A 24,070-nucleotide genomic window follows, 5' to 3' on the forward strand; every position below is an offset into this window, starting at 1 on the left:
TCGGTGTGGGTGCCCTGTCACCGTAGGCTCGGGGTGTCCTGCACTCCAGTGCAAGTTCTGCAAGGGGTCGATGCGTGTGACGCAACTGGATCTGAATCTGCTGGTCGCCCTGGACGTGCTGCTGGAGGAGCAGAGCGTGGGCGGCGCGGCCCGGCGGCTCCATCTCTCCGAGCCCGCGATGTCCCGCACCCTGGGCCGGATCCGCAAGGCGCTCGGTGACCCCGTGCTGGTGCGCGCCGGGCGGCAGATGGTGCCGACCCCGCGCGCGCTGGCCGTACGGGCCGAGGTGAGTGCGGTCGTGGAGCGGGCGCGGGCCCTGTTCACCCAGGGGCGGGACGTCGATCTGCGCACGGTGGAGCGGACGTTCACGGTTCTCGGGTCCGACACCATCGCCGCGGCCTGCGGTGCGGCGCTCTTTCGGCGGACCGCAGCCGAGGCGCCGGGGGTACGCCTGCGGTTCCTGGCCGAGAGTCATGTGGACGCCCCGCTCCTGCGCGAGGGCACCGCCGACCTGGAGATCGGCGCCGTCGGCGTCGCGGCCCCCGAGGTGCACGTGGAGACCCTCCACGAGGACCGCATGATGGGGGTCGTACGGGCCGGACATCCTCTGCTGGAAGGAGAGTTGACGGCCGAGCGGTTCGCGACGGAGGCCGGTCACCTGATCGTGTCCCGGCGGGGCAGGCGGCGCGGGCCGGTTGACGAGGCGCTCGCCGAACTGGGCCTGGAGCGCCGGGTGGTGGGGGCGGTCGGAACCTTCCCCTCCTCCCTGTTCGTGATCCGGGACACCGACCTCGTCGGTCTGATCAGTTCCTGGGCGCTGCCGCTGGCCGCCGCGCTGGACCTGGTCACCTTCGACGTGCCGCTGCGACTGCCGCCGCTGCGGCTGGGGCTGGCCTGGCATCCGCGGCACGACGCCGACCCGGCGCACGCGTGGCTGCGGCGGACGATGCGGGAACTGCTCGCCCAGTGGTCGGGCGGTCAGCTCACCGGGCCGGACAGCCGCTTCTCGAACCAGTGGTCGCCGTAGACGTGATCGGCGTAGGGCGGGATCTCCGTGTAACCGCCCGACCGGTACATCGCCTGCGCCTCGGTGAGGGACGCGTGGGTGTCGAGGCGCAGGACCGTGAAGCCGCGTGCGGCGGCCTCCCGCTCCAGGGCGGTGAGGAGGCGTCGGGCCAGGCCCAGGCGGCGGGCGTCCGGGTGCACCCACACATGGCGCAGCTCGCCGACCCGCGGCTCCAGCCGGCGCAGTGCGCCGCAGCCCACGGGGCGGCCCTCCTCGTACGCCACGAAGAACGCGCCCGCCTCCCCGGAGACCTCCTCGGGGCGCACCAGGTCGGACCTGTCGAAGCCCTCCGGGAAGCGGGCGTCGATGTCGGCGGCGTAGGCGTCGAGGCAGGCGCGGGCGTCGGGGGCGGCGCCGTCGACCGGGGCCACGGTGATGGCGGCCAGGCGCAGCAGGCGCTGGGCGGTGCTCATCGCCTCGGTGAGCCGGTCGCGCTGGGCCGTGGTGAGTCCGTCGAGCAGTCCGGCGGCGAGGGCGTCGGCCCGGCGGTTCTGTTCCTTGAGCTCGATCCTTCCGGCGCGGGTCAGCTCGACCATGCGCAGCCGGCTGTCGTGCGGGTGCACGCTGATCCGGACCAGGCCCTGCGCCTGGAGGGTCTTCGCCATCCTGCTCAGATATCCGGCGTCCAGCCCGAGCCGGGTCCTGAGCTCGCGCAGCGAGACCCCGTCGCCGATCTCGAACAGCAGCCGCGCCTCGCCGAGCGGGCGGTCCTGGCCGAGGTAGTGGTCGTCCAGGGCCCCGATACGGCGGGTGAAGTAGCGGTTGAACTGGCGGAACTCCGCCACGTGCTGTGTCGACACCGGGTCCATAATCTTTGACTTTAGTCAAAGGATCGCGCCGGTGTCCATCCATATCCCATTCCGGTTTCCTGTCCCCACCCGCACCCCTATGCTGATGGTTTGTCAACAACTGACGTGAGCAAGGCCTTTGCACGCATCGGGGGAGTCGTGTGACTACTACATCTGTGCCTCGGCAGCCGCAGTCCGCACCACCGGGCCCGGCCACGCCGCCGCACGCCAGTGAGGCCACCCGGCTGCTGTGCGCGGGCACCTATCTGGATTCCGGTTACCGGGACCGGGTCATCGAACAGCTCCACCTGAACGAACAGCGGATCGTGGCGCCCTCACTCGGCCTCGACGCGGCCCGGGTGCTCGCGCACGCGCTGCGCGCCCGGCGCCAGGAGTTGCTGTGGGCCGGGCTGATCCTGGGCCTGTGGGTGATCGGGCTGCCGCTGACCGGCGGACTGCTGTTCGCGTTCCTCGGCCCCAGCCTGCTGCTCGCGGCCGCCTCCTGGGTCCGGGGCAAGGGCGCGAACCCGCCCCTGTACCGACGGCTGCCCGCCTTCGTCATGCGCTGGTGGGGGCGTCTCGTCTTCGCGATGTTCCTGATCCTGGCCCTCGTGGTCGCGTTCGGCGGGGGCGACGACGACTCGTCGTCCTACGGCGGCTCGGGGTCCTTCGGCGACTCGTACGGCTACGGCGACTCGTACGGCTCCTACGGCGACTCGTCCAGCCCGTCCGATCTGCTGTTCCCCGACTTCGACGGGGTCAGCGGGCTGATCGGGCCGCTCCAGGCCTGGCTGATGATCGTGATCTTCGCGCTGATCGCGGTGTGTGTGGCCGCTCAGCGCGGCCAGTTCGCCCGGGCGGTCGGCGCCGAACTGTCCCCGCAGCGCTTCCCGGACGCGGCCGGCGACCCCGCCGAGCGCGCCGAGGGCCAGCGGTTCCAGCGGCTGAAGCAGCGCATCCGGATCGAGCAGCACGCCCCGCTGGTCATGTACCACGAGAAGCGTCCCTTCTGCGGCGCCGGATTCGCCTACGAGACCTGGGTGCTCGCCGTCGAACTGCGGCCCGACGGGACGAAGAAGGAACAGCTGCCGCTGAACAACCGCGCGATCCTGGAGAAGATCCGCCCGCTGCTCGAACAGCTGCGGCTGCCCTCCGAGTTCGCCGGGCACACGGTCCGCGACCGGCTGCGCTGGATGGAGATCGACGAGTGCGTGTTCCTGCCCGCGGAGGGGCTGCGCCGGCGTGAAGAGGCGCCGTACCACCCGCAGGCCTTCGAGGACCACCGGGCGCGGGCGGTCGAGGAGGGGGCCGAGAAGCGGCGGCACTTCCTGCGGATCCGGGTCGGCGGCTGGGAGGAGGAACTGGTCGTCACGATCTTCGTGCGCGTTCACACCCAGGGCCGGATGCTCATGCTGGAGATCGCCCCGCATGTGCTGCTGCCGGTGCGCGAGGACTTCAAGGACGCCGACCGTACGGCCCACACCTACCGGCACAACAACGCGCTCGGCAAGGCGGCCTGGGCGGTGGCCCGGGTGCCGGGCTCCGCGGCCCGTTCCCTCGTCACCCTCGGCAGGGGCGTGGCGTACGCGTGGAAGCTGCTGACCGGCGGCTACGCGGGCGCGCTGCCCGACGGTCCGGCGCTGTCGGTGCGGGAGCTCGGTTCGGCGGACGAGGGGTCCCTCTTCCAGGACATGGACGCCTACCGCTACCTCAGGAGCGTGCAGGACCGGGTCGCGCACGGCGTGCTGACGGCCCTGGCCGAATCCGGTTACCAGACCGGCGAGTTCGTCCAGAAGATCGTGAACATCAACAACGGCGTGCACGTCGAGGGCGGTGTCCACGGCAGCACGTTCGCGGCCGGCACGCACGCCTCCGCGTTCTCCACCACCGGCGGCCCGGGGACCGCGTCACAGAAGGGAACCAGCGCTCATGGCAACGGATGAACCGGGCGTCAGCATCAGCGGCGGTGTCCACGGCAGCACCTTCGCGATCGGCAGCCACGCACACGCCGAGAGCCACCACGGCACGGCGCCCCAGCGGGACGAGACCGCCGAGGCGCTCCTGACCGCCGTACGGGAACTCCGTGAGGACCTCACGCGACTGCGGGCCACCGACGAGACGGCCGCGCTGGACACCGCGCTGGCCGAGACGGAGGAGGAGATCGTCGCCACGGGGCAGGCGGGGCCGACCCGTCGGGAACGCCTGCGGGCCCTGCTGGACGACTCGCAGGCGCTGGTCGGCCTGGTCGCGTCGGCGGGGGCGGTGGCCGGACTGCTGGGGTTGTGAGCGAGGGCGTACGGTGCCGGTCTGCGAAGGACGCGGTGAGCCGTCCCGCCCGGCATCGGGGCGAACGGGGGACGCGGTGAGTGGGAAGGGGACGCCATGAGCGGGGGAGTGCGGTACTGGAACGAGGAGACGCAGCGGTGGGAGGACGGGGACGGGAGCCGGACGGTGACCGGTCCCATCACTCCGCCGCCGGCGCCCCGGCCGGACGCGGTGCCGCCCACCGAGGGGACCGCCGCTCCTTCCGCGGAGCCGACCGCGCCCGTGTGGCCGCCGGCGGCCGGTTCGGAGACGGTCCCTGACACGGCCGCGGGGCCCGGCTCCGCGCAACCGCCGGCGTCCTCCGCGCCCGCCTCGCCGCCCCCGCCCGCCCCTCCCGCCGGCTGGCCGGGCGCCGGAGGCGGCAGCACCTGGCACGGACCCGGCGATCCCGGCGCCCCCACTGGCGGCTGGTCCTCCGTCGAGCAGCTCGGTGGCGGATCCGTCCCGTCGGCCGAGTGGTCGGGGGCCGCCTGGTCGACCGCCGGTCAGCCGGCCGTCACCGAGCCCCCCGCGGGGAGAGACCGCCGGCTCCTGTGGTCCGCGCTCGCCGGGGTCGCCGCCGTCGGTGTCACCGTGACCCTGGTGCTGACGCTGGTCGTCGGCGGCGGGGACGAGGACGACAAGGCCGGCGACGTGAGCCCGACGCCCACGGGGGCCGTCTCGCAGCAGAGCGGCCCCGACGGGTCGCCGCCTCCCTCGCAGACCCCCTCGCCGACCGAGGACACGGCGTCCCCGCTCGCCTCGACGCCCCAACTCCCCGCCGGATACGAGCTGTACGAGGACGAGGAGCACTTCCGTATCGCCCGGCCCACGGACTGGGCACGCACCACCGTGGCCTCCCAGTTCGGCATCGACGTGGTCAACTACCGCAGCCCGGACGGCGAACACCGGCTGCAGGTGTACCAGGTCGCGGAGGAGTCCCCGGAGGCGTCCTTCGAGCTGTACCTCTCCGCCGACACCCGCAAGCCGGACGGCTTCGAGAAGCTGGACCTCCGGCCCGTCGAGGCGGACGGGTTCACCGGCGAACGGCTGGAGTACCGGGCCGACTCCCTCGGCGGTGAGCCGGACATCGGCGCCTGGCACGTCTACGACGAGCGGTTCGTCGCCCAGGACGGCAATATCTACGCGATTGCCGCGTACGGCCCGGACAGCGACGGCGGCCAGGACGAACTGGAACTCCTGACCACCGCTCTCTCCGGTTTCTGCGCGCCCTACGCCTGCGACGCGGCGTCGATCGACTGAACCGGCGCCCCTTTCCTTCCTGTTTGTCCGCATTTTCAGTGAGCCAGCACACGTTCGGGCACCGATTGCGCATGCAATCGAGGCGCCGGGGAATGCGACGACGGTCCCCGTGAGTGACACCTGTGTGACACAGGGGAACCGAACAGGAACGGAAGGCAACACCGATCATGGCCGGACAGCACGCGCGGCAGGAGCCGCACACCATCCACGCGGGCGGCGAATGGCGCGCAGCCGTCTCCGGAGCCACCCGCGAGATCCTCGACCCCGCCGACGCGCGACCGTTCGCCGTGGTCGCCGAGGGGGACGAGAAGGACACGGACCTGGCGGTCGACGCCGCCCGCCGGGCCTTCGACTCAGGACAGGGCCCCTGGCCGCTCACCTCCGTCGCCGAACGCGCCGCACTGCTGCGCCGCGTCGCCGATCTTCTCGTACGCGACCGCGAAGAACTCGGCCTCCTGGAGAGCCGGGACGCGGGCAAGACGGTGGAGGAGGGCCGGGTCGACATCGACTGCGTCGCCGACGCCTTCCGCTACTTCGCCGACCTGGTCGCCGGTGAGGCGCCCGGCCGGGTCGTCGACGCCGGCTCGACCGAGGTCCACAGCGTCGTCGTCCACGAGCCCGTCGGCGTGTGCGCGCTGATCACCCCCTGGAACTACCCGCTCCTCCAAGCCAGTTGGAAGATCGCCCCGGCGCTCGCGGCGGGCAACACCTTCGTGGTCAAGCCGAGCGAGATCACCCCGATGACGACGATCGCGCTCATCGAACTGCTCGTCGAGGCCGGTCTGCCGGAAGGGGTGGCCAACATCGTGACCGGCCCCGGCCACACCGTCGGCGCCCGGCTCGCCGAGCACCCCGACGTCGACCTGATCTCCTTCACCGGCGGCCTGGTCAGCGGCACCAAGGTCGCGCAGGCCGCCGCCGTCTCGGTGAAGAAGGTCGCCCTGGAACTCGGCGGCAAGAACCCCAACGTGGTCTTCGCCGACGCCTGCGCCACCCCCGAGGGCTTCGACACCGCCGTCGACCAGGCCCTCAACGCCGCCTTCATCCATAGCGGCCAGGTCTGCTCCGCGGGCGGCCGCCTCATCGTCGAGGAGTCCGTCCGGGACCGCTTCGTCGCCGAACTCGCCCGCCGGGCCTCCAAGATCCGCCTCGGCCGCGGCACCGAGGACGGTGTCGAGTGCGGTCCGCTGGTCTCCGAGCAGCAGCGCGCCAAGGTCGAGTCCTACGTCGCCTCCGCGCTCGCCGAGGGCGCGGTGCTGCGCTCCGGCGGACAGCGCCCCGAGCCCTCGCCCGAGCGTCCCGCCGACGGCTACTTCTACGAGCCGACCGTCCTCGACCGCTGCCACCGCGAGATGCGGGTCGTGCGGGAGGAGGTCTTCGGGCCGGTCCTCACGGTCGAGACCTTCCGTACCGAGGCCGAGGCGATCGCCCTCGCCAACGACACCGAGTACGGCCTCGCGGGCGCCGTCTGGACCACCGACGCCGGACGCGCCCGCCGGGTCGCCGGCCGGCTGCGCCACGGCACCGTCTGGATCAACGACTTCCACCCCTACCTCCCGCAGGCGGAGTGGGGCGGTTTCGGCAAGAGCGGAGTGGGTCGCGAGCTCGGCCCCGCCGGACTCGCCGAGTACCGCGAGAGCAAGCACGTCTACCAGAACCTGGCGCCCAAGCCGGTCCGCTGGTTCGCGGGCTGAGCCCACTCCCGCCCCCCTCTCCACGCTCTCTTCGCACTCAAGACTTCCCTGGAGTACCCCCATGTCCGAGATCAAACAGGAGTACGACTACGTCGTCGTCGGAGGTGGAACGGCAGGCTCCGTCATAGCCTCCCGCCTCACCGAGAACCCCGACGTCACCGTGGCCGTCATCGAGGGCGGCCCCAGCGACGTCGGCAGAGACGACGTCCTCACCCTGCGCCGCTGGATGGGCCTGCTCGGCGGCGAGCTCGACTACGACTACCCGACCACCGAGCAGCCCCGCGGCAATTCCCACATCCGGCACAGCCGCGCCCGGGTCCTCGGCGGCTGCTCCTCGCACAACACCCTGATCGCCTTCAAGCCGCTGCCGTCCGACTGGGACGAGTGGGAGGAGGCCGGTGCCAAGGGCTGGGGCGCGGTCCCGATGGAGGCGTACTACGCCCGGCTGAAGAACAACATCGTCCCGGTCGACGAGAAGGACCGCAACGCCATCGCCCGCGACTTCGTCGACGCCGCCCAGAAGGCCGTCGACGTCCCCCGGATCGAGGGCTTCAACCAGAAGCCCTTCGACGACGGCGTCGGCTTCTTCGACCTGGCCTACCACCCGGAGAACAACAAGCGTTCCTCGGCGTCGGTGGCGTATCTGCACCCGGTGATGGACGAACGGCCCAACCTCACGATCCTGCTGGAGACCTGGGCGTACAAGCTGGAGCTGGACGGCACGCGCGCGGAAGGCGTGCACGTGCGGTCCAAGGACGGCGAGGAGACCCTGATCAGGGCCCGCCGTGAAGTCCTCCTGTGCGCGGGCGCCGTCGACTCGCCCCGCCTGCTGCTCCACTCCGGCATCGGCCCCCGCGAGGACCTCGAAGCCCTCGGCATCCCGGTCGTCCACGACCTGCCGGGCGTCGGTGAGAACCTCCTCGACCACCCCGAGTCGGTGATCGTCTGGGAGACCAACGGCCCGATACCCGAGAACTCCGCGATGGACTCCGACGCGGGCCTGTTCGTGCGCCGCGACCCCGACCACGCGGGCCCCGACCTGATGTTCCACTTCTACCAGGTCCCCTTCACCGACAACCCGGAGCGCCTCGGCTACGAACGCCCGGCGTACGGCGTCTCGATGACCCCGAACATCCCCAAGCCCAAGAGCCGCGGCCGCCTGTACCTGACCAGCGCGGACCCGGAGGTGAAGCCCGCCCTCGACTTCCGGTACTTCACCGACGAGGACGACTACGACGGCCGCACTCTCGTCGACGGGATCAGGATCGCCCGCGAGATCGCGCGGACCGAGCCGCTCGCCGGCTGGCTCAAGCGCGAGGTGTGCCCCGGCCCCGACGTCACCGGTGACGAGGAGCTGAGCGAGTACGCCCGCAAGGTCGCGCACACCGTGTACCACCCGGCGGGCACCTGTCGTATGGGTGCCGCCGATGACGAACTGGCCGTGGTCGATCCCGAGTTGAGGATCCGCGGCCTGGACGGCATCCGCATCGCGGACGCGTCCGTGTTCCCGACCATGACCGCCGTGAATCCCATGATCGGGGTGCTCATGGTCGGTGAGAAAGCCGTGGACCTGCTGGGAGGTGGTGCGTGATGAGTACGACCGCGACCATGGAGAAGCCGCCGACGACGGATCAGGCCGTGTTCTCCGTCGAGGGACTGTGGAAGGTCTTCGGTCCCAAGGCGGAGCGCGTCCCGGAGGACGCCGAGCTGTCCGCCCTCGACCCCGCCGACCTGCGCGCGAGGACGGGCTGTACGGCGGCCGTCCGGGACGTGAGCTTCGACGTCCGCAAGGGCGAGGTCTTCGTCGTGATGGGCCTGTCCGGCTCCGGCAAGTCCACGCTGGTGCGCTGCCTGACCCGGCTCATCGAGCCGACGGCGGGCACGATCTGCATCGACGGCGAGGACGTCCGCGCGATGGACAAGTCCCGGCTGCGTGAACTGCGCCGGCACCGCGCCGCGATGGTCTTCCAGCACTTCGGCCTCCTCCCGCACCGCACGGTCCTCGACAACGTGGCCTACGGACTGGAGATCCAGGGCGTCGGCAAGGCGGAGCGCCGGGCGCGGGCCGCCGAGGTCGTCGCCAAGGTCGGCCTGGAGGGCATGGAACACCGCAAGCCGTCCCAGCTCTCCGGCGGTCAGCAGCAGCGCGTCGGCCTCGCGCGGGCGCTCGCGGTGGACCCGCAGGTCCTCCTCTTCGACGAGCCGTTCAGCGCCCTCGACCCGCTGATCCGGCGGGACATGCAGGAGGAGGTCGTCCGCCTGCACCGCGAGGAGGGCCGCACGATGGTCTTCATCACCCACGACCTGAGCGAGGCGCTGAAGCTCGGCGACCGTATCGCCCTGATGCGTGACGGCAAGGTCGTCCAGCTCGGCACCCCCGAGGAGATCGTCGGCTCCCCGGCCGACGGCTACGTCCGCGAGTTCGTCCGGGACGTGCCGCGCGAACACGTCATGACCGTCCGCCGGGCCATGAAGCCGGGCGACTGCGCGGGCCCGGCCCACCCGGGCGCCCTCGCCCCCGACGCCGTGGTCGCCGACGCCATCAAGGTCGTCGCCGGCAGCGGCAGGCCGGCCTGCGTCGTGGAGAACGGACGGTGCCTCGGCGTCGTCGACCACGAGCGCCTGCTCGGTGTCGTCGCCGGAACGGAACTCCGCGGAGGGGCGGCCGGAACGGAGCCTCGCAAGGAGGCGGTCTGATGGCTACCGTCACCGCGTCCACACCCCGCGCCCTGCCCACCGGTCTGCTCAAGCACCGGGCGGTCCACAAGCTCCTGCTCATCGCCCTCGCCGCCGCGATCCTCGTCCCCCTCGCCAACGCCCAATGGGCCAGCGGCAGTTGGCCGGCCGCCCTCACCGTCGACCTCACCAAGCCGCTCTCCGGCGCGAGCGACTGGATCATCGACAACCGCGACAGCCACCCGCTGTTCCTCTACTTCTTCGGCTATGTCAGCAACGCGGTCGTGATCTCCGTGCACGCCGTGTACGTCGTCCTGCTCGGCGCCGGCTGGGCCGGGGTCACCGCGCTCGGCGCCCTCGTGGCCTGGCGGGTCGCCGGCGTCCGGCTCGCCCTGGGCACGACGGCGGCGTTCCTCGCCTGCGGTCTGCTCGGCATGTGGGTCCCCACCATGCAGACCCTCGCCCTGATGGTCGTCGCCGTACTCGCCTCGGTCGTGGTCGGTGTCCTGCTGGGACTCGCCGCCGGACTGTCCGGCCGTATGGACAGGATCCTGCGCCCGGTCCTGGACACCATGCAGGTCATGCCCGCCTACGCCTACCTCCTCCCGGTGGTCCTCGTCTTCGGCATGGGCGTGCCCGCCGCCGTCCTCGCGACCGTCGTCTACGCCGCCCCGCCCATGGCCCGCCTGACCGCGCTCGGCCTCCAGTGCGCGGACAAGGAGGTCCTGGAGGCGGTCGAGTCGCTCGGCACCACCGCCCGCCAGCGGCTGCTGACCGCCCGAATCCCGCTGGCCCGCAAGGAACTCCTCCTCGGCCTCAACCAGACGATCATGATGGCGCTGTCGATGGCCGTCATCGCGTCCGTGATCGGCGCCGCCGGTCTCGGTGACCGCGTCTACCAGGCGCTCGCCTCGGTCGACGTGGGCGCGGCCCTCGCGGCCGGCATCCCGATCGTGCTGCTCGCCGTCGTCCTCGACCGCGTCACGGGCGCGGCGGGCGACGGCACCGAGGGACACGGGCGCGCGGGCTGGGCGTACGCCCTCGCGGGGACCGTCGTCGTGGCGGTCGCCGGACGGCTGCTGGGCCGTCTCGACTGGCCCGACTCCTGGACCCTGAACATCGCCGAGCCCGTCAACCGGGCCGTCGACTGGATGACGAACCACCTGTACTCCGGGGTTCCCGTCATAGGCGGCACCGCCGACTGGGCCGGCCACTTCACCACCTGGGTCCTCGACCCGGTCCGCGACGGACTCCAGGGGCTGCCCTGGTGGTCGGTGCTGCTCATCGTCGCCACCCTGGCCTGGCTGATCGGCACCTGGCGGACCGCGCTCACCGCGGTCCTCGCCATGGCCGCGATCGGCGTGCTCGGCGTGTGGACGCCTGCCCTGGACACCTTGTCGCAGGTCCTCGCGGCCGTCGCCGTCACCCTCGTCCTCGGCTTCGCGACCGCCGTCGCGGCGGCCCGCAGCGACCGCGTCGAACGCATGCTCAGGCCCGTCCTGGACGTCTTCCAGACCATGCCGCAGTTCGTCTACCTGATCCCGGTCGTCGCCCTGTTCGGCGTGGGCCGCGCGCCCGCCGCCGCGGCGGCCGTCGTCTACGCGCTGCCCGCCGTCGTCCGCATCACCACGCAGGGCCTGCGCCAGGTCGATCCCGCCGCCATGGAGTCCTCGCGCTCGCTCGGCGCGACCAGCTGGCAGCAGCTGCGGCAGGTCCAACTGCCGCTCGCCCGGCCCGCACTGCTGCTGGCCGTCAACCAGGGCGTGGTCCTCGTCCTCGCCGTCGTCGTCATCGGCGGTCTGGTCGGCGGAGGCGCGCTCGGCTACGACACCGTCTTCGGCCTCGCCCAGGGCGACCTCGCCACCGGCCTGGTCGCGGGCGCCGCCATCGTCTGCCTCGGCCTGATGCTCGACCGGGTCACCCAGCCGACGGAACGCCGCCCGGGGAAGGGAGCCTGACATGCGCGTACGTGCGATCGCGGGCGTCGGCGCCCTGCTGCTGCTCACCGGCTGCGGAGCCGCCGACATGACCAAGCAGGCCTCGCCCTTCGCCAACGCGCAGGGCGCCAAGAGCGTGACCCTGTCCGTGCAGTCCTGGGTCGGCGCGCAGGCCAACGTGGCCGTCGCGCAGTACCTCCTGGAGCACAAGCTCGGCTACCACGTCGACACCGTCCGGGTCGACGAGGTGCCCGCCTGGGACGCGCTCAGCCAGGGCCGGGTCGACGCCATCCTGGAGGACTGGGGCCACCCCGAGCAGGAACAGCGGTACGTCAAGGACAAGAAGACGATCACCGCGGGCGGCGGACTCGGCGTGACCGGGCACATCGGCTGGTACGTCCCGACGTACTTCGCCAAGCAGCACCCGGACGTCACCAACTGGAAGAACCTCAACAAGTACGCCTCGCAGCTCCGTACGGCGGAGAGCGGCGGCAAGGGCCAGCTGATGGACGGCTCCCCGTCCTACGTCACCAACGACAAGGCGCTGGTGAAGAACCTGGACCTGGACTACCAGGTGGTGTTCGCCGGTTCGGAGGCCGCGCAGATCACCCAGATGAGGCAGTTCGCCAAGGAGAAGAAGCCCTTCCTGACCTACTGGTACGCCCCCCAGTGGCTGTTCGAGAAGGTCCCCATGACCGAGGTGAAACTGCCCCCCTACAAGGAGGGCTGCGACGCGGACCCGGCGAAGGTCGCCTGCGCCTATCCGCACACCCCGCTCCAGAAGTACCTCAACACGGACTTCGCCAAGTCCGGCGGCAAGGCGGCGGCCTTCCTGAAGAAATTCAAGTGGACGACCGAGGACCAGAACCAGGTCTCCCTGATGATCGCCGACCAGAAGCTGACGCCGGAAGAAGCGGCGAAGAAGTGGGTGGACAGCCACCCGTCCACCTGGAAGGCGTGGCTGTCCTGAGCCCGCCTAGGTCCGGAGGCTGTCGGCGAGCTCGCGCATCTGCCGGGCCGCCCGGCGCTGGAGCCCCGGTCCGAACGTGACGCGAGTGGCCCCGAGTTCACCGAGTTCGGTGGGCGAGGGGCCCTCGCCGTCCAGCCGCCCGAACACGTTCAGCGGCCCCTGGATCCCGGACCGCAGCAACGGCAGTACGTGCGCCGTGGCGCCGATCGGATAGACGCAGTCGGCGCCCGCAGCGACATACAGCGCGGCCCGCTCGATGGCCCGTTCCGGATCGCCGTCGCCGTGGGCGAACGTGTCCACGCGGGCGTTGACGAACAGCAGGTCACCGGCCGCGTACCGTACCTCGGCGAGCCAGTCGGCGTGCCGGTGCGGGTCCTTCAGGGTCCCGTTCTCGGAGTCCTCCAGGTTGCAGCCCACGGCGCCCGCCTCCAGCAGCCGCTCCACCAGTTCCTTCGGCGCGAGCCCGTACCCGCCCTCGACGTCCGCCGACACAGGGACGTCCACGGCCCCGCAGACGCGCGCCACCGCGGCGAACATCTCGTCGGCCGGTGTGGACCCGTCCTCGTGGCCGAGGGCGGCCGCGATCCCCGCGCTGGGCGTGGCGAGCGCCGGGAACCCGGCCTCCTCGCACACCCGGGCACTGACCGCGTCCCACGGCCCGGGCAGGACGAGGGGATCGCCCGGGAGGCGGTTGCGGTGCAGGGCGCGAAAGACGTCCACCTTGCTCACGGCCGGTACCCCCCTGGCGGGATGCGGCGGGCGACCATCACCCGGTTCCAGTTGTTGATCGCGACGATCAGGCCGACGAGATGGGCGAGCCTGTTCTCGTCGAAGTACTTGGCGGCGGTGGCGTACACGTCGTCCGGCACAAAGCCCGCCGTCAGGACGGTCACCGCCTCCGTCAGCGCGAGCGCGGCCCGCTCCCGCTCGTCGAAGACGCCCTCGGCCTCCTCCCAGGCGGCCAGCAGATCCAACTGCCGCTCGTCGACCCCGTGTTCGCGCGCGATGGTCAGATGCATGTCCAGGCAGAACGCGCAGTGATTGAGCTGCGAGGCCCGGATGACGACGAGTTCGGCGAGAGCCGGGTCGCCGAGCCCCTTCTTCGCGGCGGCGCTGAGCGCGGACAGGGCCCGGCCGACCTCGCGGTCCAGGACGTCCGTACGGCTCACTGGTGCTGCCCCGCCTCGTAGTGGCCCGGGACCATACGGCAGGTCACACCGAACCGGTTCCACGCGTTGATCACCGTGATCGCGGCGATCAGCTGGGCCAGCTCGGCCTCCTCGAAGTGCTTGGCGGCCCGCTCGTACACCTCGTCCGGCACGAAGCCTCCCCCAGAGCCGAAAGCCTGGGAGGTGCCCCCAGTGAGGACGGTGACCGCGTCGGTCAGTTCGAGGGCCGCGACCTCCTTCTCCGTGTAGAAGTGCCGCGACTCCTCCCACGCGCCGAGCTGGATGATCCGTTCGACGCTCTCGCCGGCCGCGAGGGCGTCCTTGGAGTGCATGTCGAGGCAGAACGCGCAGTGGTTGAGCTGCGAGGCACGGATCTTCACCAGCTCAAGCAACCGGGGGTCCAGTCCCCGCCGGGCCGCCGTGTCGAGGCGGAGCATCGCCTTGTAGACCTCCGGGGCGTGCTGGGCCCAGGCCAGACGGGGCGGGTGTTCGGGGGTGTACGCGACGGTTTCCTCTGTGGTCATGTCTCGACCCTAGGAGCCGGGCAGCCCAGGAGTATGGTCCATTTTCATGGCGAGATCCTGGGCCACTTCCGGCATCGACCTGCACCTGGAACCCACCGGCGGGGGAGTCCGACGGGGCCTCACCGACGCCCTGCGCGAGGCCGTCCGCACCGGCCGCCTCGCCCCCGGCACCCGGCTGCCGTCATCCCGGGCCCTCGCCGCCGACCTGGGCATCGCCCGCAACACCGTCGCCGACGCCTACGCCGACCTGGTCGCCGAGGGCTGGCTCACCGCGCGCCAGGGCTCCGGCACCCACGTCAGCGACCGCACGGTCGTCCCGCCCGCCGGGCCCACCTCACCCCGCCCCCGTACCCCCGGGCGCCCCACCCACAACCTCGTCCCCGGCACCCCCGACCTCGCCTCCTTCCCACGCGCCCAGTGGCTCAAGGCCGCCCGCCGCGCCCTCGCCACCGCCCCCTACCAGGCCCTCGACTACGGCGATCCGCGCGGCCGCGTCGAACTGCGCACCGCCCTCTCCGCGTACCTCGCCCGCGCCCGAGGGGTGCGCGCCGACCCCGAACGCATCCTGGTCTGCGCCGGGTTCTCGCACGGACTGCGCCTGCTCGGCGCGGTGCTGCGGGCCCGGGGCGCCCGCACGGTCGCCGTGGAGTCCTACGGTCTCGACGCGCACTGGAACCTGCTGGCGGCCGCCGGTCTGCGGACCGTGCCGCTGCCCTTCGACGAACGCGGCACGGACCCACGGGAGTTGACCGACCAGGACGCGGTGCTGCTCACCCCCGCCCACCAGTTCCCGATGGGCGGCACCCTGCACCGCGACCGCCGTTCGGCCGTCGTGGAGTGGGCCCGCCGCACCGGCGGACTGGTCGTCGAGGACGACTACGACGGCGAGTTCCGCTACGACCGCCAGCCCGTCGGCGCACTCCAGGGCCTCGACCCCGACCACGTGGTCCACGCGGGCACGGCCAGCAAGTCCCTCGCCCCCGGCCTGCGACTGGGCTGGCTGGTACTGCCGCCCGGCCTCATGGAGGAGGTGCTGGCGGCCAAGGGCGGCATCGACACCTGCGGGTCCCTCGACCAGCTGACCCTCGCCGAGTTCCTGAGCTCCGGCGCCTACGACCGCCACGTGCGCGCCGCCCGGCTGCGGTACCGGCGCCGCCGCGACGCCCTCGTCGCCGAGCTCGCGCGACGGGCCCCGCGGGTCCACGCCACCGGGATCGCGGCCGGTCTGCACGTGGTGCTGCGCCTCCCGCCGGGCACCGAGCAGCCGGCGCTGCGGGCCGCGGCCTGGCAGGGCCTCGCGGTCCACGGGCTGCACCGCTACCAGCACCCCGAGGCCGTCGTCGAGCCGCGCGACGCGCTCGTCGTGGGCTACGGGACACCGCCGGACCACGCCTGGTCGGGAGCCCTGGAGGCGCTGTGCGCGGTGCTGCCCGAATGACCTGGCCTTTTTAGGGGATCGCCGCCTTATCGGTCTTTCGGTCGGCACGGCTCGCTCTGTCGAGCTGTTCCGGCAGTAACCCGATTGAACCCTCAAGGAACTCGGGAAGGGGATCGCGGAGCGGAATGTGCCGGGGCCTCCCCGAACCTGGCCAGCGCCAACGCCCCCGCCACGGCCACCGCGAAACCCAGCACCGCCACCCACGACAGCCCCTCCCGGGTTCGGTCCCCGAGCCACACCACTCCCACCAGCGCGGGTCCGATCGTCTCGCCGATCACCATCCCCGCGGTCGCCGTGGTCACCGAGCCCCTCTGCAGCGCCGAGGTCAGCGACAGAAAGGCCGCGCCACCGCCGACCAGAAGCGCGTACGTCGCCGGGTTGGCCACCAGTGCCGACGGCGCGAGCGAGTCGATCAGCCGCACGGCCACCTCGACCACCCCGAACCCGAGCCCGGCCCCCAGTCCGAGCGCCAACGCCCGCCCGCGGTCCGGCAGTCGCCCACCCAGCAGCGCGAGCGCCAGCACCGCCAGGGACGTTCCGAGCATCGCGTACTTCAGGGCCGCGGGACCGCCCCGGTCGCCCTCCGTCCCGGACGCGATCCCCAGCAGCGCCATCCCCGCGCACACCACCCCGACCGCGCCCCACTCGCTCCCGCTCAGCCGAACCCGCAGCAGCCGCGCCGACACCACCGCGGTCACCGCGAGACTCGACGCGAGCGCCGCGCCGACCGCGTAGATCGGGACCGACCGCAACGCGGCGATCTGCAACAGGAACCCCAGCCCGTCCAGGGCCAGCCCCGCCAGATACCGCCACTGCCGGACCGCCCGCAGGAACAGCGTCACCGCGAATGCCGTCCCCTCGCCGTCACCGCCGCCCGCGTCCGCCGCCCGTGCCGCCATCGCCTGCAGCACGGTGGCCGTCCCGAAGCAGACCGCGGCACCCAGCGCACACACCATTCCAAAGAGCACGAAGTGACCTTAGGGGAGGTGGTGGGAGGCGGGCTGAGACGGGTCGGTCGCAGGCGGGTCGCGGGATCTGCGGTGGGGGTGGCCCGTGTCCCGGCGCCGCGTCCTCCCACGCCCGTCGAAAACGCGTTGTCGCGCCTCGCCCGACCGCGTTACCGTCAGCGCACTCTGACGCACACGCTCTCTTGAACCATCGCCGCAGAACGGGAGCAGGTCCGCGCACAGCGCGCGGCACCACGGAGGGGCGGCACCGGATCCGGCCGACCGGCCGGTCTCGTACGCCCTCCGGAGGACTCTCCCATGAACATCGGCCTCGGCCTCCCCATTGACGACCCCGCCCAGCTGCTCACCTGGGCCCGGCGCGCCGACGCGAGCCCTTTCCGCACTCTCGGCCTGCTCGACCGCCTCGTCTACGACAACCCCGAGCCCCTCATCACCCTCGCGACCCTCGCCGGCGCCACTTCCCGCGTCCGTGTCCAGACCGAGGTGCTGATCGCGCCCCTGCACAACACCGCGCTGCTCGCCAAGCAGACCGCGACTCTCGACCGCCTCTCGGGCGGCCGGTTCACGCTCGGCATCGGTGTCGGAGGTCGCGAGGACGACTGCCTGGCCGCCGGCATCGACCTCCACCGCCGAGGCCGCCGCCTCGACGAACAGCTGATCCAGCTGCGCCGCGCCTGGTCCGGCGAGCCGTACGGAGAGGGTGTCGGTCCCATCGGCCCCGCCCCCGTCACCCCGGGCGGCCCCGAGGTCCTGTTCGGCGGGTTCGCCCCCGCCGCCCTCGAACGCGTCGGCCGCTTCGGCGACGGCTTCCTCGGCGCCGCCCTGCCGCCCACCTTCATGTCCAAGCTGTTCCGCGATGCCGAAACGGCCTGGCAGAAGCACGACCGCCCCGGCCACCCGCGCCTGGTCGCCCAGGCGAACGTCGCTCTCGGCCCGGACGCCACCCTGGACCTGGCCCGCCGCAACCTCCGTGACTACTACGCCTTCAGCGGCCACGTCGACTACATGGAGGCCGGCCTGCTCACCACACCGCAGCAGATCCGGGAGGCCGCCGACGCCTACATCGCCATCGGTGCCGACGAGGTGATGCTCTACTGCTGGGCCTCGGACGCCGACCAGATCGACCGCCTGGCCGACGCGCTGTTCTGACGTCCGCCGCCGCCACGGCTTCGAGGCCCGGAACCCGCGACCCGGCCTCGAAGCCGTCGCTCGCATGGTGGACGCCGCACAGGTGCCCTTCGACGTGCCCGGTAGGCTGACCGACAGGCCGTGACTGGCGCGCTGGGATGGGACGGACCATCAGGGAGCGGCCTGTGAGTGACCAAGTGCCGTGCGCCTGGGCCGACCCGTGACCCGTGACCGCTTCAGCCACGCAGCCCGGAGGCCGCCATGTCAGAGCAGCAGCCCCTGTCCACCGAGTCCACGGCCTTCCGCGCCGCCCTCGACGTGATCCGCGCCGTCGAGCCGCGCGTCGCCGACGCCATCGGCCAGGAGGTCCACGACCAGCGCGAGATGCTCAAGCTGATCGCCTCCGAGAACTACGCCTCCCCGGCCACCCTCCTCGCGATGGGCAACTGGTTCAGCGACAAGTACGCCGAGGGCACCGTCGGCCGCCGCTTCTACGCCGGCTGCCGCAACGTCGACACCGTAGAGTCGCTGGCCGCCGAGCACGCCAGGGAACTCTTCGGCGCCCGCCACGCCTACGTCCAGCCGCACTCCGGCATCGACGCCAACCTCGTCGCCTTCTGGTCCGTCCTCGCCCAGCGCGTCGAGGTCCCCGCCCTGGAGAAGGCCGGCGTCCGCCAGGTCAACGACCTCTCCGACGCCGACTGGGCCGAGCTGCGCCAGGCCTTCGGCAACCAGCGCATGCTCGGCATGTCCCTGGACGCCGGCGGCCACCTCACCCACGGCTTCCGCCCCAACATCTCCGGCAAGATGTTCGACCAGCGCTCCTACGGCACCGACCCCGCCACCGGCCTCGTCGACTACGACGCCCTGCGCGTCTCGGCCCGTGAGTTCAAGCCGCTGATCATCGTCGCCGGCTACTCCGCGTACCCCCGGCTGGTGAACTTCCGGATCATGCGCGAGATCGCCGACGAGGTCGGCGCCACGCTCATGGTCGACATGGCCCACTTCGCCGGTCTCGTCGCCGGCAAGGTCCTCACCGGCGACTTCGACCCGGTCCCGCACGCCCAGATCGTCACCACCACCACCCACAAGTCCCTGCGTGGCCCGCGCGGCGGCATGGTGCTGTGCGACGACTCCCTCAAGGACCAGGTCGACCGGGGCTGCCCGATGGTCCTCGGCGGCCCGCTCCCGCACGTCATGGCCGCCAAGGCCGTCGCCCTCGCCGAGGCCAGGCAGCCCTCCTTCCAGGACTACGCGCAGCGGATCGTCGACAACTCCCGCGCCCTGGCGGAGGGCCTGATGCGCCGGGGCGCCACCCTGGTCACCGGCGGCACCGACAACCACCTCAACCTGATCGACGTGACCTCCTCCTACGGCCTCACCGGCCGTCAGGCCGAGGCCGCCCTGCTCGAGTCGGGCATCGTCACCAACCGCAACGCCATCCCGGCCGACCCCAACGGCGCCTGGTACACCTCCGGCATCCGCATCGGCACCCCCGCCCTGACCACCCGCGGTCTCGGCACCGCCGAGATGGACGAGGTCGCCGGGCTCATCGACCGCGTCCTCACCACCACGGAGCCCGGCACCACCAGCAAGGGCGCCCCCTCCAAGGCCCAGCACATCCTGGACCCGAAGGTCGCGGACGAGATCTCCCACCGGGCCACCGACCTCGTGGCCGGCTTCCCGCTGTACCCGGAGATCGACCTCGGCTGACACATGTCCTCTCTTGAGTTGTCAAAGACCGGTGACTCCTAGAGATCGATGAGTTCCTGACGTGGTTCGTCCCGCGGCGGTCCGGCCCCTGGCCCGGCCGCCGCGCGGCGTATCAGCCGCGTGCCGCCGGCTCCCGCCGCGAATCCCACGGCGAGCCCCGGCACCGCCCACCACACAGCGCGCCCCGGCCCCGTTGAATCCTTGGCGCCGTCCTCCCGCCTCTCTCCGGCACCGCCCGCAAGGCCCACCCGGTCCAGCCGCTCGAACACCGCCCGGGATGCCCGGTGCCAGCGGATGTCGTCGTCCTCCCGCTCCGGCGCCGGATCCGAGCGCACCCACGGAGTGCCGTCCCCGGCCAGAAACAGCTGGTCCTGCCGCGCCACCGCCACATCACCGCCCGGCGCCGAATCCGTCCACGGCCAGCCGCCCACCCCCGTCAGCCCCCACAGCACGGTGAACCGCACCGGCGGGTACCGGCCCTCCTCCCAGGCGTCCGAGACCCGCTCCGTGCCCGGGTACGCCGGCTGAAGCAGCTGCCACAGGCGGGAGAAGTACGGCTCGTCGGCACGCACGGCATGCGTCCGGCCCGAGCCGCCGGTGACGACCATCGCCAGGTCGGGCCTGTCCAGGGCCGCCTCCCGCGTCCGCGGTGTCGCCGCGTCGGCCGCGGGCGCCGCGAGCACGGTCATCACCGCCACGGCCGCCACCGGTGCGAGCGCCGTGAGCACCCTGCACGCCCCCGGCCGAAGTCTTGCGAGTGTGCTCCGCATGGCCATCCCCCTCGATCGAATCAGCATCGCTTCCTCAAGCTCGCGAGCACGTCCTTTCGTCACACCGTCACCGCGAGCACCGCTGCCAACTCGCCTGATCCCGCTGCCAGTTCACGACAGCGGCCCCTCCGCCCGCTCGTGCTCCGCTTCATGCCGACCCCCGCCAGACGATCTTCGTGCGGCCCGTCCGCGAGCCGCGTGTCACTTCTGGTACACCGGCCGGCCCGGTGGGGTTCCCACCCCGCGCGCACCAATCCGAGGACTTCTCGGAGGCCTCGTACCGGCGTCTAGCCCTCGTGCCGCGGCTCGGCGAGGGACTTCGCGATCTCCACAGCCCGCGCCTTCGACGCGACCCCCTCCAGCCGCAGGGTCACATCCGGCATGTCCAGGAGGCCCGACCCGTGCATCCACAGCAGCGTCGGTCCGGCGGTCCGCTGCTCGCGGGTGTAGCGGGAGCCGGCCGCGTCCACCAGCCAGAAGCTCAGCAGGTGGGGCCGCGGAAACCACAGTGCCGTGTCATTGACCGCCCCGAGGTCCGAGGAGTCCCCGTGCAGGGAGAGCCACTCCGGCTGCTCCCGCACACTTTTGGTGAAGCCGATGTCCAGCCGGGCCGGGTACTCGTCCAGCCGGACGACGCGCCCCCGCTCACGCCAGCACAGGCTCACCAGAGACCGCCCCCGCGGCTCGGCCGTCACCGTCACCGCCTCCGGAGCGCCGAGCGCCGTCGGCACCAGTGGCTCGAACCCCGCCCGCCGCTCGGCCTGCCCCAATGACAGCGAGCGCCCGCAACCGGGCACCTCGGCTCCCGGCGAGGGCACCGCCGACGGGTCGTACCGCACCTCGACCCCACCGAAGTCGAACCAGTCCAGGACCGCCGCCCGCACCGGAGGCGTGAGCGCGAGGACCGCCAGCAGCCCGCACAGGGTCGCGGTCAGCGAACGCCACCGCGCCCGCGCCCACCGCCCCGCCCCCAGCCGCTCACCGGGACCCGGCGCCTGGGCCACCGGGACCGGCAGCCGCTCCGCGAGTATCTGCTCCAGCACCCGCTCCACCATCGACTCGGACCCGCCCGCACCCGGAGCGTCCAGCGAACGCCCGAGCGCCCGCAGCTCCTCCGGCAGCCGGGACGCCCGCTCCCGCGCGCTGTCGCCGGCGCCCTCACCGCCGTAGGACTCACTCACGCTCATCACCTCCTTCCCGAGGCTCGACATCAGGCAGCAGCTTGCCGAGCTTGCGCAGCGCGCGGTTCAGCCGGGACTTCACCGTCCCCCGGGGCCAGCCCAGGGCCTGGGCCGTCTCGGACTCGTCCATCTCCAGCAGATAGCGGTAGGTGACGACCAGGCGGTGCTCCTCGCTCAGCCTCTCCAGCGCGGACTCCAGGGCGGCGCGGCGCTCTATCTCCACGGCCGCGACCGCGGGGTCGGCCGATTCCGGTATCAGCGGCTCGGCCTCCGCGAAGGCCGCCTCGCGGCCGGTGAGCGTGCGCTGGCGCGCCGCCGTGCGCACTGTGTTCCTCGTCTCATTGGCCACGATCGACATGAACCACGGCTTGAACGCCGAGCCCTCCCTGAAGCGGCCCAGCGAGCAGTACGCCTTGACGAAGGCCTGCTGCACCACGTCCTCCGCGTCCGCACCCGCCCCGAGCGCCGCGGCCGCCCGCAGTGCCAGGCCCGTATGCGCCCGCACCAGCTCCGCGTACGCCTCCGGGTCTCCGGCGCGTACGCGTGCGATCACCGCGGCCTCATCGACGATGCGGCCCCCCTCCCGCGTCCTCACACCATGAGTACACCGCCCGGACCGAATCGGTTCCCACCCGTGGCACATCTGTTTCCGACTGGTTCCGGATCGGCCCCCGACACCTGAGAGAATGGTGGGCATGGCCTCTGACCGACCCCGTGTGCTCTCCGGAATCCAGCCCACCGCAGGCTCGTTCCACCTCGGCAACTACCTCGGCGCCGTCCGCCAGTGGGTGGCCCTGCAGGAGTCCCACGACGCGTTCTACATGGTCGTCGACCTGCACGCGATCACGGTTCCGCAGGACCCGAAGGAGCTCACGGCCAACACCCGCCTGGCCGCGGCCCAGCTCCTCGCGGCGGGCCTCGACCCGGAGCGCTGCACGCTCTTCGTCCAGAGCCACGTCCCCGAGCACGCCCAGCTCGCCTGGGTCATGAACTGCCTCACCGGCTTCGGCGAGGCCTCCCGCATGACCCAGTTCAAGGACAAGTCCGCCCGGCAGGGCGCCGACAGCGCGAGCGTCGGCCTGTTCACGTACCCGATCCTCCAGGTCGCGGACATCCTGCTCTACCAGGCCAACGAGGTCCCGGTGGGCGAGGACCAGCGCCAGCACGTCGAGCTGACCCGCGACCTCGCCACGCGCTTCAACGGCCGCTTCGGCGAGACCTTCACGATCCCGAAGCCGTACATCCTCAAGGAGACGGCGAAGATCTACGACCTCCAGGACCCGTCGATCAAGATGAGCAAGTCGGCGTCCACGCCGAAGGGCCTCATCAACCTCCTCGACGAGCCGAAGGCCACCGCCAAGAAGGTCAAGAGCGCGGTCACCGACACCGACACCGTCGTCCGCTACGACGTCGAGAACAAGCCGGGCGTCAGCAACCTGCTCACCATCTACTCGACCCTGACCGGCACGGGCATCCCCGAGCTGGAGCAGCAGTACGAGGGCAAGCTCTACGGCGCGCTCAAGACGGACCTCGCCGAGGTCGTGGTCGAGTTCGTGACGCCGTTCCGGGAGCGCACCCAGCAGTACCTGGACGACCCGGAGACGCTGGACTCGATCCTGGCCAAGGGCGCGGAGAAGGCCCGCGCGGTCGCCGCGGAGACCCTCTCCCAGACGTACGAGAAGGTCGGCTTCCTGCCCGCCAAACACTGATCGCCGTCCCAGCCCGTCGGCACCGACCGCCGGGCACCGGGCGTACCACCGCACACCAGCACCACCGGGCAGAGCGCTGCACATCACTATGCCTGCGCCTGCCCACAGCACAGCCGTGGCCGTACAGTCGATAGCCGGACGGCTGGTAACGAATCCGACAGGACGACAGGGACGAACAGGAGACGACGTGGGGACCGTAACGATCGGTGTGTCGATCGCGGTCCCGGAGCCCCACGGCAGCCTGCTCCAGGAGCGGCGCGCGGGCTTCGGCGACGCCGCGGCTCACGGGATCCCCACCCATGTCACCCTGCTGCCGCCCACAGAGGTCGCGGACACCGCGCTGACCGCCATCGAGGCGCACCTCACCGAGGTCGCCGCGGCGGGCCGGCCGTTCCCGATGAAGCTGTCCGGCACCGGCACCTTCCGGCCGCTGTCACCCGTCGTGTTCGTCCAGGTCGTCCAGGGCGCAGACGCCTGCACCTGGCTCCAGAAGCAGGTCCGTGACGCCTCGGGGCCGGTCGCGCGGGAACTCCAGTTCCCCTACCACCCGCACGTCACGGTCGCCCACGGCATCGACGAGGCGTCCATGGACCGCGCCTTCGAGGAACTCGCGGACTTCGAGGCCGAATGGCCGTGCACCGGCTTCGCGCTCTATGAGCAGGGGCCCGACGGGGTGTGGCGCAAGCTGCGCGAGTTCACCTTCGGGGGATCGGTCGTGCCCCCGCAGGCGGGGCACGTGGAGCGCGGCTCCCTGCCCACGAGCCAGCTGTAA

At 72.0% G+C, this 24,070-nt stretch carries 22 protein-coding genes and 1 riboswitch; of the genes, 14 read left to right on the plus strand and 8 right to left on the minus strand.

Annotated elements, in window-relative coordinates:
- Nucleotides 1-70 precede the first annotated feature (70 nt).
- A complete protein-coding gene (locus tag H293_RS0114845) occupies nt 71-1,027 on the plus strand; it encodes a LysR family transcriptional regulator (RefSeq protein WP_028807854.1) in 957 nt (318 codons plus the stop codon).
- Here H293_RS0114845 and H293_RS0114850 read toward each other — a convergent pair.
- Nucleotides 979-1,875 (minus strand): bifunctional helix-turn-helix transcriptional regulator/GNAT family N-acetyltransferase, encoded by an 897-nt coding sequence (locus H293_RS0114850; RefSeq protein WP_020118653.1) that lies wholly within the window; start codon nt 1,873-1,875, stop codon nt 979-981. The genes H293_RS0114845 and H293_RS0114850 overlap by 49 nt on opposite strands.
- 140 nt (nt 1,876-2,015) lie before the next feature.
- On the opposite strand from H293_RS0114850, the gene H293_RS0114855 reads away from it, so the two are divergent.
- The 8 genes from H293_RS0114855 (at nt 2,016) to H293_RS0114890 (ending at nt 12,698) form a co-directional block, all read left to right on the plus strand.
- Entirely contained in the window at nt 2,016-3,797 is a 1,782-nt protein-coding gene (locus H293_RS0114855; protein ID WP_028807855.1) for a hypothetical protein, read from the plus strand.
- Entirely contained in the window at nt 3,784-4,140 is a 357-nt protein-coding gene (locus H293_RS0114860) for a hypothetical protein (protein WP_020118655.1), read from the plus strand. The genes H293_RS0114855 and H293_RS0114860 overlap by 14 nt, the downstream gene beginning before the upstream one ends.
- 96 nt (nt 4,141-4,236) lie before the next feature.
- A complete protein-coding gene (locus tag H293_RS60110; protein ID WP_259294473.1) occupies nt 4,237-5,421 on the plus strand; it encodes a hypothetical protein in 1,185 nt (394 codons plus the stop codon).
- Nucleotides 5,422-5,588: 167 nt separating this feature from the next.
- The gene (locus tag H293_RS0114870; protein ID WP_020118657.1) at nt 5,589-7,115 is read left to right on the plus strand and encodes an aldehyde dehydrogenase family protein; all 1,527 of its coding nucleotides are present in this window, start codon (nt 5,589-5,591) and stop codon (nt 7,113-7,115) included.
- Nucleotides 7,116-7,176: 61 nt separating this feature from the next.
- A complete protein-coding gene (locus H293_RS0114875) occupies nt 7,177-8,706 on the plus strand; it encodes a GMC family oxidoreductase (protein WP_020118658.1) in 1,530 nt (509 codons plus the stop codon).
- The gene (locus H293_RS0114880; protein ID WP_020118659.1) at nt 8,706-9,812 is read left to right on the plus strand and encodes a quaternary amine ABC transporter ATP-binding protein; all 1,107 of its coding nucleotides are present in this window, start codon (nt 8,706-8,708) and stop codon (nt 9,810-9,812) included. Before H293_RS0114875 ends, H293_RS0114880 begins: the two co-directional genes overlap by 1 nt.
- The gene (locus H293_RS0114885) at nt 9,812-11,749 is read left to right on the plus strand and encodes an ABC transporter permease (RefSeq protein ID WP_020118660.1); all 1,938 of its coding nucleotides are present in this window, start codon (nt 9,812-9,814) and stop codon (nt 11,747-11,749) included. Before H293_RS0114880 ends, H293_RS0114885 begins: the two co-directional genes overlap by 1 nt.
- A gap of 1 nt (nt 11,750) precedes the next feature.
- A complete protein-coding gene (locus H293_RS0114890; protein ID WP_020118661.1) occupies nt 11,751-12,698 on the plus strand; it encodes an ABC transporter substrate-binding protein in 948 nt (315 codons plus the stop codon).
- 6 nt (nt 12,699-12,704) lie between these two features.
- Here the strand turns inward: H293_RS0114890 and H293_RS0114895 are convergent, their stop codons facing one another.
- The 3 genes from H293_RS0114895 to H293_RS0114905 are packed head-to-tail and all read right to left on the minus strand — an operon-like array spanning nt 12,705 to nt 14,391.
- Nucleotides 12,705-13,427, minus strand: coding sequence for an isocitrate lyase/PEP mutase family protein (locus H293_RS0114895; RefSeq protein ID WP_020118662.1), 723 nt, complete (start codon nt 13,425-13,427; stop codon nt 12,705-12,707).
- Complete coding sequence (locus tag H293_RS0114900; protein WP_020118663.1) at nt 13,424-13,867, minus strand: carboxymuconolactone decarboxylase family protein; 444 nt, start codon at nt 13,865-13,867, stop codon at nt 13,424-13,426. Before H293_RS0114900 ends, H293_RS0114895 begins: the two co-directional genes overlap by 4 nt.
- Entirely contained in the window at nt 13,864-14,391 is a 528-nt protein-coding gene (locus tag H293_RS0114905) for a carboxymuconolactone decarboxylase family protein (RefSeq protein ID WP_020118664.1), read from the minus strand. Before H293_RS0114905 ends, H293_RS0114900 begins: the two co-directional genes overlap by 4 nt.
- Before the next feature lie 46 nt (nt 14,392-14,437).
- Between H293_RS0114905 and pdxR the strand changes: the two genes are divergently transcribed.
- Nucleotides 14,438-15,829 carry a MocR-like pyridoxine biosynthesis transcription factor PdxR gene (gene pdxR / locus H293_RS0114910; protein WP_020118665.1) on the plus strand — a complete coding sequence of 464 codons (1,392 nt, stop codon included), beginning with the start codon at nt 14,438-14,440 and terminating at the stop codon, nt 15,827-15,829.
- 92 nt (nt 15,830-15,921) lie between these two features.
- On the opposite strand, the gene H293_RS0114915 is transcribed toward pdxR, so the two are convergent.
- A complete protein-coding gene (locus tag H293_RS0114915) occupies nt 15,922-16,785 on the minus strand; it encodes a hypothetical protein (protein WP_028807857.1) in 864 nt (287 codons plus the stop codon).
- A gap of 309 nt (nt 16,786-17,094) precedes the next feature.
- Between H293_RS0114915 and H293_RS0114920 the strand changes: the two genes are divergently transcribed.
- Both H293_RS0114920 and H293_RS0114925 read left to right on the plus strand, forming a co-directional pair.
- Nucleotides 17,095-17,946, plus strand: coding sequence for an LLM class flavin-dependent oxidoreductase (locus tag H293_RS0114920; protein WP_020118667.1), 852 nt, complete (start codon nt 17,095-17,097; stop codon nt 17,944-17,946).
- 110 nt (nt 17,947-18,056) lie between these two features.
- Nucleotides 18,057-18,146: riboswitch (ZMP/ZTP riboswitch) on the plus strand.
- Between the two features lie 40 nt (nt 18,147-18,186).
- On the plus strand, nt 18,187-19,638 hold the full coding sequence (locus H293_RS0114925) for a glycine hydroxymethyltransferase (RefSeq protein WP_020118668.1): 1,452 nt from the start codon (nt 18,187-18,189) through the stop codon (nt 19,636-19,638).
- A 38-nt stretch (nt 19,639-19,676) separates the two neighbouring features.
- Here the strand turns inward: H293_RS0114925 and H293_RS0114930 are convergent, their stop codons facing one another.
- From H293_RS0114930 to H293_RS0114940, 3 genes are all read right to left on the minus strand, one after another.
- A complete protein-coding gene (locus H293_RS0114930) occupies nt 19,677-20,327 on the minus strand; it encodes a hypothetical protein (protein WP_033415425.1) in 651 nt (216 codons plus the stop codon).
- Nucleotides 20,328-20,695: 368 nt separating this feature from the next.
- Nucleotides 20,696-21,589: a hypothetical protein gene (locus H293_RS0114935; protein ID WP_020118670.1), complete on the minus strand. Its 894-nt coding sequence runs from the start codon at nt 21,587-21,589 to the stop codon at nt 20,696-20,698.
- Entirely contained in the window at nt 21,582-22,142 is a 561-nt protein-coding gene (locus tag H293_RS0114940) for an RNA polymerase sigma factor (RefSeq protein ID WP_020118671.1), read from the minus strand. Before H293_RS0114940 ends, H293_RS0114935 begins: the two co-directional genes overlap by 8 nt.
- 142 nt (nt 22,143-22,284) lie before the next feature.
- On the opposite strand from H293_RS0114940, the gene trpS reads away from it, so the two are divergent.
- Together trpS and H293_RS0114950 are read left to right on the plus strand one after the other, a co-directional pair.
- On the plus strand, nt 22,285-23,298 hold the full coding sequence (trpS, locus tag H293_RS0114945) for a tryptophan--tRNA ligase (protein WP_028807858.1): 1,014 nt from the start codon (nt 22,285-22,287) through the stop codon (nt 23,296-23,298).
- Nucleotides 23,299-23,485: 187 nt separating this feature from the next.
- Nucleotides 23,486-24,070 (plus strand): 2'-5' RNA ligase family protein, encoded by a 585-nt coding sequence (locus H293_RS0114950; protein ID WP_020118673.1) that lies wholly within the window; start codon nt 23,486-23,488, stop codon nt 24,068-24,070.

This window comes from Streptomyces canus 299MFChir4.1, from assembly GCF_000383615.1.
Taxonomy (GTDB): domain Bacteria; phylum Actinomycetota; class Actinomycetes; order Streptomycetales; family Streptomycetaceae; genus Streptomyces; species Streptomyces canus_C.